This window comes from Sphingobium sp. TB-6, from assembly GCF_012927365.1.
Classification (GTDB): Bacteria; Pseudomonadota; Alphaproteobacteria; order Sphingomonadales; family Sphingomonadaceae; genus Sphingobium.
Genome location: NZ_JABBGL010000010.1, coordinates 147,768 through 163,278 on the forward strand (window position 1 = coordinate 147,768; position 15,511 = coordinate 163,278).

At 58.0% G+C, this 15,511-nt stretch carries 14 protein-coding genes; 2 read left to right on the forward strand and 12 right to left on the reverse strand.

What is annotated here, in order from left to right:
- Positions 1-104: 104 nt before the first annotated feature.
- The 12 genes from HHL26_RS15320 to HHL26_RS24600 form a co-directional block, all read right to left on the reverse strand.
- On the reverse strand, positions 105-962 hold the full coding sequence (locus HHL26_RS15320) for a fumarylacetoacetate hydrolase family protein (protein WP_066559612.1): 858 nt from the start codon (positions 960-962) through the stop codon (positions 105-107).
- 30 nt (positions 963-992) lie between these two features.
- Positions 993-1,418 (reverse strand): hypothetical protein, encoded by a 426-nt coding sequence (locus tag HHL26_RS15325; RefSeq protein WP_066559615.1) that lies wholly within the window; start codon positions 1,416-1,418, stop codon positions 993-995.
- Between the two features lie 107 nt (positions 1,419-1,525).
- A complete protein-coding gene (locus HHL26_RS15330; protein ID WP_066559618.1) occupies positions 1,526-2,152 on the reverse strand; it encodes a VOC family protein in 627 nt (208 codons plus the stop codon).
- A 5-nt stretch (positions 2,153-2,157) separates the two neighbouring features.
- Positions 2,158-3,693 (reverse strand): class I adenylate-forming enzyme family protein, encoded by a 1,536-nt coding sequence (locus HHL26_RS15335; protein WP_066559620.1) that lies wholly within the window; start codon positions 3,691-3,693, stop codon positions 2,158-2,160.
- Positions 3,690-5,315, reverse strand: coding sequence for an MFS transporter (locus HHL26_RS15340; protein WP_082748662.1), 1,626 nt, complete (start codon positions 5,313-5,315; stop codon positions 3,690-3,692). Before HHL26_RS15340 ends, HHL26_RS15335 begins: the two co-directional genes overlap by 4 nt.
- A gap of 145 nt (positions 5,316-5,460) precedes the next feature.
- Positions 5,461-7,803 (reverse strand): TonB-dependent receptor, encoded by a 2,343-nt coding sequence (locus HHL26_RS15345; RefSeq protein WP_145907368.1) that lies wholly within the window; start codon positions 7,801-7,803, stop codon positions 5,461-5,463.
- Positions 7,804-7,967: 164 nt separating this feature from the next.
- Positions 7,968-8,417: a hypothetical protein gene (locus HHL26_RS15350; protein ID WP_066559625.1), complete on the reverse strand. Its 450-nt coding sequence runs from the start codon at positions 8,415-8,417 to the stop codon at positions 7,968-7,970.
- Between the two features lie 73 nt (positions 8,418-8,490).
- A complete protein-coding gene (locus tag HHL26_RS15355; RefSeq protein WP_066559627.1) occupies positions 8,491-8,922 on the reverse strand; it encodes a hypothetical protein in 432 nt (143 codons plus the stop codon).
- A 40-nt stretch (positions 8,923-8,962) separates the two neighbouring features.
- Positions 8,963-9,553, reverse strand: coding sequence for a hypothetical protein (locus HHL26_RS15360; protein ID WP_066559631.1), 591 nt, complete (start codon positions 9,551-9,553; stop codon positions 8,963-8,965).
- Positions 9,554-9,633: 80 nt separating this feature from the next.
- Complete coding sequence (locus HHL26_RS15365) at positions 9,634-10,326, reverse strand: nitroreductase (protein ID WP_066561929.1); 693 nt, start codon at positions 10,324-10,326, stop codon at positions 9,634-9,636.
- 138 nt (positions 10,327-10,464) lie between these two features.
- On the reverse strand, positions 10,465-10,839 hold the full coding sequence (locus HHL26_RS15370) for a DUF1330 domain-containing protein (protein WP_066559633.1): 375 nt from the start codon (positions 10,837-10,839) through the stop codon (positions 10,465-10,467).
- A 657-nt stretch (positions 10,840-11,496) separates the two neighbouring features.
- Positions 11,497-11,889 carry a nitronate monooxygenase gene (locus HHL26_RS24600; protein ID WP_066559641.1) on the reverse strand — a complete coding sequence of 131 codons (393 nt, stop codon included), beginning with the start codon at positions 11,887-11,889 and terminating at the stop codon, positions 11,497-11,499.
- Between the two features lie 946 nt (positions 11,890-12,835).
- Here HHL26_RS24600 and HHL26_RS15380 point away from each other — a divergent pair.
- Positions 12,836-14,377 carry a class I SAM-dependent DNA methyltransferase gene (locus HHL26_RS15380; protein WP_169576149.1) on the forward strand — a complete coding sequence of 514 codons (1,542 nt, stop codon included), beginning with the start codon at positions 12,836-12,838 and terminating at the stop codon, positions 14,375-14,377.
- The gene (locus HHL26_RS15385; protein WP_169576150.1) at positions 14,374-15,510 is read left to right on the forward strand and encodes a restriction endonuclease subunit S; all 1,137 of its coding nucleotides are present in this window, start codon (positions 14,374-14,376) and stop codon (positions 15,508-15,510) included. The genes HHL26_RS15380 and HHL26_RS15385 overlap by 4 nt, the downstream gene beginning before the upstream one ends.
- Position 15,511: the final 1 nt, after the last annotated feature.

Consider the following 15,511-nt stretch of genomic DNA (forward strand, 5'->3'; position numbering starts at 1 on the left):
TTTGAACGGCGCCAGTCCCTCCAGAACCTTCTCTAACCTTATGGAACAATTCGCCTCGGCTTGTCAATGAAACGTTTCACATTGGTCGATCTATTCGGAAATCTTCAGCTTTCCGCCCGCACCGGGTTGCGCAGGGTTCCGATGGCTTCGATTTCTACCTCGCATATGTCGCCCGCTTTCATCCAGAGCTGGGGCGTCCGTGCAAAGCCCACGCCCGAAGGCGTGCCGGTGGCGATCACATCGCCGGGCAGGAGCGTGAATGCCTCGCTCAGAAGGGAGATCAGCTTGGCCACGCCGAAAATCAGTTCCCCGATCGAGGAGGATTGGACGGTCTGGCCGTTCAGCCTTGTCCGGATCGCCAGGCCGGCGGCGCCCGCGGGCAGGGAATCCGCCGTCACAAGCGCGGGGCCGAGCGAGCCGGAACGATCGAAATTCTTTCCGACGGTCCATTGCGATCCGTGGAACTGGTAATCGCGAATGCTCCCGTCGTTGAAGCAGCTGTAACCGGCGACGTGATCCAGCGCCTCGGCAGGGCAGATATAGCGACCCGCCTTGCCGATGATGACGGCAAGCTCCCCTTCATAGTCCAGATCGCCGGAGACCTTGGGCAGCATGATCGGCGCCTCCGGTCCGACGATGGACGACGGAAAGCGGGCAAACACGGTCGGTTTTTCCGGGATCGGCAACCCCGATTCCCTTGCGTGGTCCGCATAGTTGAGCCCTATGCAGATGATCTTGGACGGGTTCACCGGCGGCAGCAATTCGACATCCATGAGACTGATGCCCGTGCCGTGCCGGCGCAATATTCCCGCCGCGTCTGCCAGCGCCGTTCCGCCCCTCGCAAGAAGATCGTCGATGATGCCGGGAAAACAAGGCTGACTCTCGTCCAGCCCCTTATACGTCCCGCCCAGGTCCAGGGCGGTGCCCAAGCCATTTACGGATCGATAGGAAATGAATTTCATGCTTTCCCCCGCCTGTTCAATCCCATGAAATCATTCATATTCGGGCAGGCGGGTCATCTTGGTCCCGAACAGCGCGACCTCCAGCTGAACGGTGTCCAGATATTCGATGATCTCCGCATAGCCGTCGCCTTCGACCCGGAAATAATAGCCGTAATAGGGTTGCTCATAGACGCCATAAATGCCTTCGCCCTTTCCGGACGCGCGTAGAAAGGCCTGGTCGCCGTCCACAAGCACATGGGAAAAGGCGATCGCCGGGCGGTTCTTGTAATTCGCCAGCAACGGCGCAAGGCGGTTGAACACATCTTCGCGGTTGAAGAAAATGCCTGACGCCGGCGTCTTGCCGATCATGATGAAACGGCCATCCGGATTGAGCTTGGCATAGACATTTTCATATGTCTGCGCTTCGACATTATCGATAAAATACTGGACCAGCTCGCGGGTCTTTTCTTCAGGCATTTTTCTCTCCCTTGGCGACTGCCCTGTCTGTGATTCCCATTTGTGTCCGCCAGCCTATCGATGGACGCCCAAATCGTCAATGAAACGTTTCATTTCATGTGCGCATTTTAGCCCTCCAGCCCCAGAACCTCGCCCATCCGGGCCATGTCCAGGATTTCGATGACCGCTGGCGTGGTGCCGTCCCACTGCGCGTTCAACAGCTGGATCTTGTCGAAAACGGGTACCAGCGCCGGATGCCGGACCTCGCTGATCTCAAACTGCGGAAATCCGCCATTGGGGTGCGAAAAATAGGCAAAGCGGAACGGCGTGCCCTGCATCCGACCCTCATGAACCAGTTCCAACCCGTTTCCGATCAGCTTCGCAAAGGCGGCGTCATAATCCTCAGGCGAAGAAAATTGGGGCGAGACATGCTGCATGCCTTCCATGCCGGCGTCGATATAGTCGCGAAATCCGCTCGGCGCGTCATTGAGCTGCTGGATCAGCTCGAACTGAATGTCCCCGGAATAGCCCAGGGCCAGGTCGACGACCGGCGGCTTCGCCGGTTTGCCGCGGTAGCGATAATCGTCCTCCAGCTCGACGTTGCGGAAGACCACGAAGGGTCCCACGCCCGTCAACTCGCTCCAATAGCGCATGGCCGCGTCGATATCGCGCACGATCACACCGATCTGCCGGATCGGATTCGGCAGCTTGTTCAGCCTTCTCACTCCCTGGGGCCATTGCGCTGTGTTGGTCATGATTTTCAGCCTTTCTTCGCTTCCTGCATGCTGGACAGCATCGGGATTACCTCCCGTCGCAGGACTTTGCCCGATGGATTGTGGGGCAGTTCCTTCACGATGCGGATGATGCCAGGAATCTTGGCCTCCGCCAGCCGCGCGGCACAATGCGCCCGCATCGCCGCTTCGTCCGCCGTTGCGCCCCCGCGCAACACGACCGCCGCCGCGACCGATTGTCCATGATCCGGGTCGGGCAAGCCCACCACGGCGACCTGTGCCACAGCGTCCAGCTCGCTCAGAACCTGCTCGACCTCAGCGGGGAAGACCTGCGTCCCGTTCCTGACGATGGCGTCGCTCGCCCGGCCGAGAATATAGACATAGCCGTCCCGGTCCACACGGGCGCAATCACCGATGCGATACCAGCCATCCGACGTCATCGCCTGGGCGGTCAGTTCCGGCTCTTTCCAATATTCCATCAACATGCAGGGCGCGAGACCCTGGGCCTCCCCCACCTCACCGGGCGCGACCTCCTGCCCCTCTGGCCCGACCAAGCGCAGCCTGGCGCCTTCCACCAGCTTCCCGGCGGAGCCTGGGGGCGGAAGGGTGGCGATGCCCGGATCATGGGTCACGAAAGGCCAGCATTCACTCGCCCCGTAGGAATCCAGCACCGGAATACCGGTCAAGTCCCGCCACTCACCGAATATGGCCTCATTGCGGGCCTCGCCGCCGGAAATGCAGCAGCGCAGCCGGAACTCGCCCGTCGCCCCCCTTTGATGCCATGCATTGAGCATCTTCACATAGCTGGACGTCGGCCCGAAGAAGAAGGTGACGCCGTGGCCGGTCAGCGCGTCGAGCGCATCCTCGGCCGTCAACCGGCGCAGCAGGTGGATTTTCGCGCCGCAGCTGGTGGCCGTGGTCGAAAGGATGATCAGCCCCGCGAGCCAGGAAAGCGGCATCGACACCAGAATCGTGTCGGCGGAATCGATCCGCCAGATTTTCGCGCAGGCCTGGGTGCCGTGTCCGATCGTGCCATGGGACAGGGCGACGGGCTTGGGCATGCCGGTGGTGCCCGACGTATATCCGATGACGCCGGCGGCGGCTGGGTCCGCCTTCGGCAATTCTCCGTCGAACGCCGCCATGCCGCCCATCGGTTCGACGCACATCTCCAGGTCGATGATGCGCGCCGGCGTGCCGGTTCGTTCGAGGGCCGCTTGCGCCGCCGCCCGATATTCCACTTCGGCAAACAGGAAATGCGGCTCGGCATTCCTCACCGCATAGTCCAGTTGCTCCGGCGCGAAGGATGCATGGACGACCGCCATCGTGCCCGCGGCTCGCCACACGGCGAAGCAGCTGATAAGGAATTCGGGTGAATTTTCGCTCAGGATCATGACGCTCTGGCCTGGCGCAAGCCCGGCGGCGACCAACCGCCGCGCGAGACGCTCCACTGCCTCGTCAAACTCGGACCAGCTCAGGGCGCGGCCGTCATTTTCGATCGCGATCTGCCGTGGATAGGATAGCGCCGCTTTCCTCAGATGATCGCTCGCCAAATCCGTCAAACTCATGCTCCCTTACCTTCGGCCATCCTGTCACCGGCGGCCCTTGCCCGCTCGACCTTGGAAGTCTCAGCCGACTGGACCCGGGAGCCCGCCAGCCACAACGATATCAGCGCCACGGGCACGGCCAGCAGGCCCGCCAACACGCCGGTCGCCAGATCGCCTTGCGAGGAGGACACCTTGCCCACCAGATAGGGGCCGAGCGCCGACCCCAGCAGCGTGCTCACCAGAAAATAAGTGACCGATGCCGTGCCGCGCATGCGGGGCATCACCAGTTCCTGAATGGTCGCGGCGCCTGCGGCCATCCACATGATGCCGATGAAGACCACCGGAATGTTGAGCAGGAAGAAAATCCATGGATTGTGCGTCAGGCACATGCCTATGACGAACGGCACCGGGATCGATGCTGAGGCCAGCCCGACATGGATGCGCCCGGCGGGGTGGCGGCGCAGCATCATGTCCGACAGCTTCCCGCCCAGAAAAACCCCGGCCATGCCGCAAACCGCCGCTGTGATGCCCAGCACCAGCCCGACGGTCGCCTTATCCACGGGAAGGGAACGGAGCGCCAGCGGCGCGGTCCAGAATCCCATGTTGAGATTGAGCATCGATGCGAAGCCGAAACCCACCATCGTGAAGAGGAAGGCAGGTGTCCTCCATGTCAGGGCGAAGGTTGCTGGATCCCGGTGGTACAGCATCTGGGCCGACGAAAAGGCCGCATAGCCGCCAACGCCCAGCGCCATCCATTGCAACGGATCGCCGCTCAGCCGGACAAGCCCCAAGGCGAGCAGCGCCACCGCCACCGCAACGGCGAGATTGAGGGCGAGCGTCTTCCTGCCGCAGCGCGCGGCCTGATAGACCGTGAACGGCGGGATGACGCTCCCCATATCGTCGAAGAAGCGCGGCCAGATATTCTTCTCTTCGGGCGGATAGCTCTGGTCGGACAGCCCCCGCCGAGGCTCGCGAAGCCTGCTCACCAGCGCCGCCATGATGACGCCGGGCATGCCCACGATGAGGAAGGCCGCCTGCCACCCCTGCAATCCGAACGGGCCGGAATCCCCGAAGGACGCGGCCCATTGGGCGAGCGCCAGCCCGCCGATCGCGAAGGCCAGCCCCTGCCCCAGATAGAAGCCGCCGCTGTAGATACCCAGCGCCGTGCCGCGCCGTTCGCGGGAAAACCAATCGGACAGCAGCGAATAGGCGGAAGGATTGGCCGACGCCTCCCCAATCCCGACGCCGATGCGGGCCGCGATCAACTGGCCGACATTGGCCGCCAGGCCGCAGGATACCGTCATTGCCGACCACAGGGTGATGCAGATGGACAGCAGGCGTACACGGTTCCAGCGGTCCGCCAGGCGACCGAGCGGATAACCGAACAGGGCATAGAATACGCCGAATGCCGTCCCGTGCAGGAAGCCGAGCTGCGCGTCCGTCAGGCCGAAATGCGCCTTCAGATCTTCGGCGAGGATGGACAGTATGGTGCGATCCATCCAGCTAAACGTGTAGACGCCCATCAGGACGACAAGGACATACCAGCTATAGCGGCTGTCGGCTGCGTTCGGATCCGTCACTACCGCCGCCCTGCCGCTTCTGTCGGCTGCCGCTGTCGATCCGGTCGCTTCCAATCCTGTCATATCACTCTCTTTCGGTCCCGGCGGCCGGAGTCGGGCAAAAGCTGGCGGCCGGACCATCATCCGGCCGCTGCACCGGAATGAGGGAGGGAAATCCACTTGTGCAGAGTGCATCCCCGTCCATCATCGGCAACCTCCCACGCGTTCACTACATATTGAAGCCCAGCTTCACGCCAATCTGCCGGCCGCGCGAATAGGAACCGACGGTGGAGGTGCTGCTGCCCGGCACGACCGACGAATATTCGACGATCCGCTGATCGGTTAGATTGCGGCCGAAAAGCGAAAGTTTCCAGCGGCCATTTGCCGGGCCATAGTCGATATGCGCGCCAAGCTGCGCATAGCCTTTCTGGACCATGCGGGGGTCATTATAGAGGCTTGAGTCGTATTTGCTGCGCGCGAAGACCGACAGGCCGACGCCCAGTTCATTATCCCCCGATCCGATCGGCGTCACATAGTCGACATAGAGCGAGCCGGTCCATTTGGATGTGAACTGGGTCGGCACCCCCGCGAAATTCTGTGCCCGGCTGACGCAGCCGGGGGCAAGCCCGGCATTCTGGGCGGAATTGCACGGTCCCTTGTCGAAATCGATATATTTGGCGTCGAGATAGGCTCCGTTGAAGCCGACATGCCAATGGTCGTCCGGACGGAGATGAAGCTCCAGCTCCACCCCCTGAGAACGGGCCTTGCCCACATTGGTCACGATGAACTGGAGGTTGGACTGGGCCGATGTCTGCAAGTCAGCGAAGGTCTCGCGGAAGACGGCGATCGAATATTCCAGCATATTGTCCAGCAACAGCCCCTTCGCGCCGAGTTCCACCATCCAGGCGGATTCCGGCTTGAAACCGATGCCGGACACGCCGACCTTCAAGGGGTCCGTATAGGCATAGTCGAACCCGCCGACCTTGTAGCCCTTCACATATTTGGCATAGATCATGTTCCGGGGCGCGACTTCATATTGCGCGATGAACTGCGGTTGCCAGTGATTTTCCGACAGGCTCATGGCGCCGAACGGATATACATGCCTCTCGCCACCCAGCACCGGGTTGTAAACGACGTTCACCGCAGTGCTATCGGCCGCCAGCAGGTCGGCGCGGGTCGTATCGAACGAGGTGTGCGGGACGATATTGCCGCCCCACACCGAATGCGCCCCGCGCTTTTTCAGGTCCGTATAGCGCACGCCGGCGGAGAGGCTGAACCGGTCCGTCACATGATAGCTGAGGTCGACAAAGCCCGACCAAGTCCTGCTCTTCTGATCGAAGGTGAAGAAACGCGCAAAGGGCGTGGCGAAGGCTCCGGTGAATCCCAGCCCTGCCAGCGTAAATTCCTGCGCCACGTCGAGGTTTAGCGTATTGCGTTCATAATATCCGCCGACCTGAACATCCAGCTTGCCGAACGTACCGTTGTAGCGGAGTTCCTGGCTGAACTGCTTGTAATGCGTCCATTGCGGATTGAAGTAGAATTGCGTGTGATTGAGGCCGTCGAGGCCCCATTGGACGAGGCCGTCCGACTTTCGCCACGCGGTGGTCGAAGACAGCGTCCCGCCAGCCACGTCGTAATTGACGTCGATCTGGTAGAGTTCGGCTTCCAGTTCGCTGATCTCGTCCGAATAATAGGGGGCCACATCATAATTGGCGTAGCGGTGATCGTCGTCGCGGATCACCGGATAGAGCGAGGTGTTGCCGACGAGCGGCTGGTTGGTCGGCACCAATGTGCCGCCCCTGTCCTTGAGCCGGTCGATCTCCGCACGCAGCATGATTTCCAGACCATCGACGGGCTCCAGGCGCAGTGTCGGGCGGATGGCGAAGTTGCGCGTGGTCGGCTCATGCTCGCCCTTGATCGGGTTGTAATAGCGGCCCTTGTTGAGATCCTGGAACAGGGCGGCCAGGCGGAAGCTGATGCCATCCGTCAGCGGAACGGTGACGCCCATCTGCGCCTGAAGCTCTTGCCCTTCAAATTCATAGCCAATCGATCCGTCCGCCGAAAATTCCTTTCCGGGCTTCCGGGTGGTGATGTTGATCGCCCCCGCGGTCGCGCTGTTGCCGAACGCGATCACCTGCGGCCCCTTCAGAACCTCGACGCGTTCGACATCGAAGATCGGAATGCGGGCTTCCTGGTCGCGGCCATAGGAGACATTGTCGACAAACTTGCCGACGGACTGCTCGAAGCCGGCGTTGCTGCCCGAACCGAAGCCCCGGATATAGGCATAAGCATTAGCGGCACCATAGCTGTAGGTGAAATTGGGCGTGGTCTTGGACAGGTCGATCATCTGGGTGATGTTCTGCTGAACCAGCATATCACCGCTGATCGCCGTGATGGCGACTGGAACATCCCGAAGGCTTTCCGCACGCTTACGCGCAGTGACGATGATGTCGCCGACACCAGCCCCCTCTTCGGCCGCCGTCACCCGGGGTGTGGCGGAGTCCTGCCCATAGGCGCCGGTGCTCAGAGCCGTAGCCGAAAGAATAAGGGCTTTTACCAATAACCTGTTCACTTTCCCCTCCTTAATGACGTTATATTTGCTGCTGTATGATCAATTATTTCCGCCCCAGGCCGCGTGGAAAACATTCCCTCGGCGGGGCGGGCGGAAGTCAATCCGCCCATCGCAGGATCAATCATATCCAACCGTTCACAGGCTGTCAATGAAACGTTTCATTTTTATGTTGCGCGAAGAGACGCCTTGCCGGCTTTCGCGTCGACCAGTTCCTTCCCGAACAGCGAAATTTCGAGTTGAAGGGGATCAAGATATTCGATCATCTCGGCAAAGCCTCCGTTTTCCACGCGGAAATAGAAGCCGTAAAAGGGCTGCTCATAGCGCCCGTACAGACCGCATCCCTCGCCAGAAGCGCGAAGAAACGCCTGGTTGCCATCCACAAGAATGTGGGAAAACTGCATGCGCGGACGCTCAGTGAAGTTCGACAGCAACGGCGCCAGCCGTGCGAAGACATCGTCCGGACCGATATAGGTACCGGACGCCCTGGTCTTGCCAATAAGGGTATAGCGCGCATCCGGGTTGAGCATGCGATAACATTCCTCAAAACGACCGGCCTGGTTATGCTCGATGAATTTCTCGATCAACGCGCGTGTCTTCTCGCCTGACGCGGACATTGCCTCGCCCTCCTCATGTCAGTGAAACGCCCGGCCCGGTCCGATCGCAAACCGACCTGCGCCTGGGAGCCAGTCACGCTTTCCCGGGTGTCTCCGCAGGCACCAGCTTCTTGCCGTAAAGCGCGATCTCAAGCTGAACGGTGTCAAGATATTCAACGATTTCGGCCAACCCTTCCCCCTCGACACGCAGGAAATAGCCATAATAGGGCTGGTGATAGGGGCCATAGGCGCCCGCTCCAGCGCCCACCGCGCGTATAAAGGCTCTGTCTCCGTCGATCAGGATGTCGGAGACTTTTATCATCGGCAATTGTGTGAATCCCGCCAGCTTGGGCGCGAGCCGGGCGAAGATATCCTCCAGCCCCTCATATACCCCCGAAGCGGGCGTATCCCCGATCATTACGAACCGTCCGTCGCGGTTCAAAAGGCGATAGGCCTGTTCGAAACGCTGGGCTTCGAGATGGTCGACAAATTGCCGAACCAGCGCGCGCGTTTTTTCCTCTGCCATCCATTCTGTCCCCGTCGATGCGCTCGGTCACTGACCGCCGTCAGGACATCCCCGGTTCCGGAACCTTGTCGAGCAGCGGCATCAGCTTTTCAATGCACTCTTCCCTGGAGATCACCTCCTCCGGGGGACATTTGCGGAAGGTGCCGCCGCCGACCCAGATATTCTCGCCGATCAGGCGGCTGTCCTCCGCATAATCCCACACCATGATACGGTCGCTCGTCTGAATGAAGATCTCATCCATGTCATCAACACCAACCGAAGCACCGAAATGCAGCGCCACCTTGCCCGGCATGAATATCTGGAAGGTCGCTCGGCTCGAAAAGCCGTTGTCATCGACACGTAGCACCTCATTTTCGAAGTGCATGACGCTGGCGTTGATCTCGACCATCGATTTGTAGAGTGCCTTGACCCGATCCATGCCATGATATTCGATCGGGAAACCACCCACATACATGAGATATTTGGGATCTTCGACCATCGAATCGGGCGCGCATATTTCCTCATACATACCGCATACTTCCCACATCGCGTGACGGCGGTAATTGATGAGGATCTTGCGATGGCGCGGATTGGTGACCGTCCGGAGCAGATCGTCGGCGGCCTTCGTCAACAAACGGATATCATATTTCATTTCGATCTCCCTCCCAGCCTAAATGCTGCATCCGAACAGAATTAATTGCCCCAATTTTTGGCGTTTGGATGCGCCGGGCATTAATTATGGAAAACGACATTTTCCCCAATCGGTGCTCTACCTATGCGGTATTTACTGCCGTTCGAATTCAGATCGGGATAACCGAACGAAATTCCAAACAACATCTTCATCTTGGGATCGATGTCGAGTACCTTGCGGACGGTACCGGCGAAAAAGCCGAGCAGGGTCTGTGGGCATCCTTGGAGACCGTGCGCGGTCAGCGAAAGCAAAAATGTCTGGCCATACATGCCGACATCTCCCGCGATGCGGACGCTATCATAAAATGGCGGCATGAATAGGAGACAGACGTGCGGAGCCCCGAAAAAGTCCAGATTGCGGAGAAATTCCACACGGCGCAGGTCTTTCGCTTCGCGCGGAACCCCAATTGACTGGTAATATTCCGATGCCTGCTTGATCTGACGCTCACTATAGGCGCCGTAAAGCTCATCATAACCAAAGGGATAGTCTGGCGACAGCTTTCCTTCCAGTTCATCGGCGAGCATCGCACTGCTTAACTCGTCACGCGCCTTCCCCGAGACGATGTGTGTTTCCCAGGGCTGGATATTGGCATTGGACGGCGCGGTTTGCGCATCCTCGAGCACCGCCCGGATCGTTTCCTGTGGGACGGGATCGGGAAGATAGGTTCGAGCAGAATAACGTTCGCGGACCACATCCTGAAAAAATTTGGCCTCGGGCACGTGAAGAATCTCCATTTTCTGTTCCGTCGAAGGTTCCGAAACCATCCTTCAACGAGTCTGGACGCCGGGATATCTAGTGCGTTGGACAAGGGCGTGCAAGCATTTATTGAAACGTTTCATTTTTTAAATTTAGCCTTGGCGCAGTCCTCGAAGTCATTCTCTTCGCGACGCCGGGCCGCTCAGGTGCACAGCATTGTTGATATCACCATCTGGCCCAACGGCATAATCCCCGCCAATAGCGTCAACGAACATAATCTGTGATTGCGCCGCTTCCATCCGCAGCTTTTTCAGCGGCGCATATTCCTCGCTATCGTAAAAACGATCTGCCGCCTCTCGCGAGTCAAATTCGATCAGGATAACCCGCTTGATGCCAAGGTCGCCCTCAAGCGGATGCACCGCACCGCCACGAACAACATATCGCCCGCCATATTGGGCGATGATCCGGGGAACCTGCGCGAGATATTCGCTAAAGCGTTCCGGCTCGGTTACCACGACATTCCCCAGCAAATAGCACTTCATCTTCCACATCTTCCACCTTCTTTGAGCGGGTGTGACATCGGACGAATCCTATGCCATGGGCTACTCCGCACGCCATAGTTCATCGATTAGGTTTGCCTTTCTTGCAACCTTACTCGGGCAATCCATCAAACGCAATGAAACGTTTCATATAATCAATGTTCCGTCACCGAATACAAATTGCCTCCATTCCTCGCGCATTCGGTGCGCGTAATGAACAGATTAATGATAAAGCAAGGGGGTAGTTCTTCTCACAACGAAATGGAGTTCGGCAGGCAATCTCGTCGGGCGAGACACGGTCCCATCTTGTCCTGTCCGGGGACATGCAATCATCCATGATGACCAAGCGTGAGAGAAGCGCTGGACGATATCATATGCCTTGGAAAGCGACGTGCCGCCCTTGAAGGTCTATGGCCCGCAAGGTCCAGCGCACGAACCCAGCGCTGCAAGGTCCAGCAGACTCCGCAAAAAATTCCATAATATCCTTATTTTCCAAACAATTATGGCGGATAATAATGAGCATGACGCCAAACCTATTGCCTATCGGAAGTAGCAACCTGAATAAAAGTTGATCTTGTTCGGTTCATCGCAAAATTTCGCCATAGGATTCGCGCTACCCGGAGGTTCTGGCTTGCAGGGTGGCAGTCGTCGTCACTTCATCGATGATGCCTAGACCTGGCCGCATCCCCCGATGTTGCGCCACGCTTTGGCTTCCATGTTCCCGCCGCTCTGGAAGTTCATATCCCTGGGGTTGCCCACCGGCATGCTTTCCGGATCGAAGCCAGCCCGAATGAGCGAAGGGATCAGGTAATTGCCGTGGACCCCAGTGATCGCGTTCGTGTACAAGATATCTGCCGCCGAGCTATCGACGATCATCTGCTTGTAATCGGGGGTGGCCGTAGCCTTGTCGGTCGCGATGAATGTCGATCCCACATATGCCAGGTCTGCCCCGGAGGCTTGGGCCGCAAGGATCGACGCTCCGTGCGTAATCGCTCCCGACAGCACCAGCGGTCCATCGAACCAGGTTCGTATTTCGCGCAGGAGCGCGAACGGTGACAGCATGGCCCGCCCGCGCCAGCCGCGACCCCTATGAGGCCGGTCGCTCCACGCTTTATCTATCGCCTTGCGCGCGAAACGTCGTTAATGACGTCGTGGAGGGCGATCCCGCCATATCCCGTGATCGCCTCGTTGACGTCAAGTCACGATCCCAGCGACGTGATGACGATGGGATCTTGCACTTCACACAGAGCTCGACGTCGTGTTCAAGGCGATCGTTGCTCTTGTGGACGATCTGGTTGACCGCGAACGGGCGTCGTCCCTCCGGGATAGAGACTCCTTCGCAGATTTCTGCGTCGGGGATTTTCTATGATGTCGGGAACGACCGATTGCCGGTTGTGATCGTGTCACACCGGGAAGAAGTCGGAAGACTGATAGGTTTCAAATGAGGACTGATGGTGCGCTTACGGGACTCATAAAGTTGTCCTAATACTCTCAATATAAAGAATAATTTTCGCATGTGGGCGACAAAAGCCCCCGGATAAGCCCCCAAAAAAATTTGGAGCCAAATCGGCACAAATTCGAGTCCTGCCGGCTCATTTTAGCAACGGTTCTTCTACCAACCGTGCCCACCTCTCCTTGAAAAGTTGGCGCTGCTGACCTCGGTAGAGTCGGGAGGTGGCCGGCGTCATGCGGCGCGCCTGTGGGCTTGCCGTCAAAACGTGTGGCCTCGTAATTTGATACTCGCCGCCGCCTCTCCTGCGCGGACTGGATTCTTAAAATACCAATCCCAAATAGGCCTTTCAGTTTGTGTATCCATTGGCTACACTCACGGCCATGTCGGGGAAAGATTCCGGGCTTCGCATTCGCGTTGAAAAAGCCCTTCGCGATGAATTCTTGGAAACCTGTCACGGGCAGGACCGTCCTGCCGCGCAGGTCATCCGGGAATTCATGCGGGAATATGTCGCCAAGGCAAAGTTGGATAGCGGATCAAAGGGATTGAAAAAGTAAGATGCTCACCGGGGAAATCCGCAATCAGGTCGATCAAATCTGGAACGCCTTCTGGTCTGGCGGCGTGTCCAATCCGCTCTCGGTGATTGAGCAGATCACGTACCTCTTGTTCATCAAGCGGTTGGATGACCTCCACACGCTTGAGGAGAACAAGGCGGCGGCGCTCGGCATCGCCATTGAGCGTAGGATTTTCCCAGAAGGACAGGACGAGAAGGGCCGCGCCTACGCCGATCTTCGCTGGTCGCGCTTCAAGAATTTCGAAGCCCGCGAGATGATGGACGTGGTGGCGGAACACGTTTTCCCCTTTCTGCGTCAGCTTGGCGAGGAAGGCTCCAGCTACGGCCAGCACATGAAGGATGCGCGGCTTGGTTTCAGCAACGCCGCGCTTCTGGCCAAGACCGTCGATATGCTCGACAAAATTCCAATGGAGGATCGCGACACGAAGGGCGACCTCTACGAATATATGCTCGGCAAGATCGCGAGCGCGGGCACGAACGGCCAGTTCCGTACCCCACGCCACATCATCCAACTAATGGTCGAAATGACCCGCCCGACGCCCGACGATGTGATTTGCGATCCCGCCGCTGGCACTTGCGGCTTCTTGGTCGCGGCTGGGGAATATCTCCGCGATAATCACCCACAGCTCTTTCGTGATGAAAAGCTCCGCAAGCACTTCCACGGCAACATGTTCCACGGGTTCGATTTCGACCCGACCATGCTTCGTATCGGAAACATGAACATGACGCTGCACGGCGTCGATAACCCGGATATCAGCTATCGCGACAGCTTAGCGCAGGAGCATGACAGTGATGCCGGACGCTACTCGCTGATCCTGGCAAACCCGCCGTTCGCGGGATCGCTGGATTATGAGGTCACAGCCAAAGACCTCCAGCAGATCGTCAAGACTAAGAAAACCGAGCTTCTGTTCCTCGCGCTCTTCATTCGTCTGCTCAAGACCGGCGGACGGGCGGCCGTGATCGTGCCCGACGGTGTGCTGTTCGGCTCGTCCAAAGCGCACCAGTCATTGCGCGAAATGCTGGTCGAAAAGCACAAGCTTGAGGGCGTGGTGAAACTACCTTCCGGCGTGTTCCGCCCATATGCGGGCGTGTCCACTGCCATCCTGTTCTTCACCAAGACCGGCGTGGGCGGGACGGAGAATGTGTGGTTCTATGATCTCCAGGCCGATGGCTTCTCGCTCGATGACAAGCGCACGGCGCTGCTCGATGAGGCCAAGCTGGGCGTGTTGCCCGCATCGCCGATGAATGATGCAGATCACGCCAAGAACAATCTGCCTGATGCTCTGGCGCGCTGGCTGCGCCGGGAAGAGGGTGAACTGGAAAATCCGCGCACGGCGCAAAGCTTCTGCGTGCCGAAGGCCGATATCGCCGCCACCGGCACCTATGATCTCTCGCTCAACCGCTACAAAGAAGTCGAGCATGCGGAAGTCACACACGACAGTCCTTCCGACATCATCAAGGAGCTGCGCCAGCTCGAAGTGGAAATCAGTGATGGCCTAACCAAGCTGGAGGCAATGCTGGGATGAGCGCGTGGCCAGAAATTGATTTTAGAGACTTGGTGTCAGACGAGACAGGCGGCAACACCAAAACGCTTCAAAGCGACTATCTCCCAGCGGGAAAATTCCCAATCGTCGATCAAGGGCAAAGCCTGATCGGTGGATATACCAATGATGCAGCTCGTGTGTGCAGAGCCGAGCTACCCGTCATAATCTTTGGTGACCACACTAAATGTTTCAAATTTATCGATTTCCCGTTTTGCTTAGGGGCAGATGGAACGAAGGTCTTGCGGCCTAAACAGGCTGTTGATGAGCGCTATCTCTACTACGCATTGCAGCGCATCCATATTCCCGATGCAGGGTACAGCCGCCACTTCAAGTATCTAAAAGAAGGAAAAATTCCTCTCCCGGCGATTGAAGAGCAGAAACGGATTGCAGCGATCTTGGATCAGGCGGATGAGCTATTTCGCAAGCGCCAGCGCTCCATCGCCCGCCTTAATCAACTCAGCCAAGCCATCTTTCAAGAGATGTTTGAGGCTGAACTCAGCTCCCTAGACAGAACTGCACTCGGAGAACTTGTCGAAGAATTCCGATATGGAACCTCTAACAAGGCAAGTGAGGGAGGCGGTCATCCGACACTGCGCATTCCAAATGTCGTTGGAGGCTGCATAGATGCAACGGACTTGAAATTCGTACCATTAAGTGACGCTGAATTTAATCGCCTCAGACTTGTTGATGGTGACGTTCTTTTTGTCAGAACAAATGGAAATCCTGATTATGTTGGCCGCAGTGCCGTGTTTACGCTTGCTAAGGCTAACGCCTTTGGAGCGGAGGAGAGTGGATGGGCGTATGCGTCATATCTAATTCGCGCTCGTCCAAATCCTAAACTCCTAAACTCATGGTTTCTTCAAGCTTATCTCAGTCATCCGCAAGGAAAAAGGGCTTTGAAGGAGCGGTCGAAGACGTCTGCAGGTCAATTCAATATCAACACCGAAGGCCTGGGGTCGATTCCAATGCCCAAGGTTCATATTGAGAGGCAGATGGAATTTGAAAAGGCGATTACAAGTTTGGACCCGGTGATATCGTCACTTTCGGTAGCAGATCGGTGTTTTGAAACTCTTTTTCGTTCTCTCCAACATCGTGCTTTTCGAGGGGAGCTGTAGC